The organism is Streptococcus mitis, assembly GCF_946190155.1.
GTDB classification, from domain to species: Bacteria; Bacillota; Bacilli; order Lactobacillales; family Streptococcaceae; genus Streptococcus; species Streptococcus mitis_CL.
In genome coordinates this window covers 1-240 of the sequence record NZ_CAMHZL010000120.1, presented here as the reverse complement: position 1 = coordinate 240, position 240 = coordinate 1, and the positions used below count along the sequence as shown (strand labels likewise).

The window sequence follows — 240 nt, the reverse complement described above, 5'->3', positions numbered from 1 at the left end:
TGTCAGCAAGCACATCGGCTTCTGACTCTGCATCAACAAGTGCATCTGAGTCAGCAAGCACATCCGCTTCTGAGTCAGCCTCAACAAGTGCGTCAGAGTCAGCAAGTACATCCGCTTCTGAATCAGCATCAACAAGTGCATCAGAATCAGCAAGTACATCCGCTTCTGAGTCAGCATCAACAAGTGCCTCTGATTCAGCAAGCACATCGGCATCAGAGTCAGCGTCAACAAGCGCATCAG

Annotated in this window: 1 pseudogene; it reads right to left on the bottom strand. The window is 50.0% G+C overall.

Going from position 1 to position 240, the window contains the following annotated elements:
• A pseudogene (locus N8O80_RS09610) lies at nt 1–240 on the bottom strand (MSCRAMM family adhesin SdrC); the annotation flags it as partial.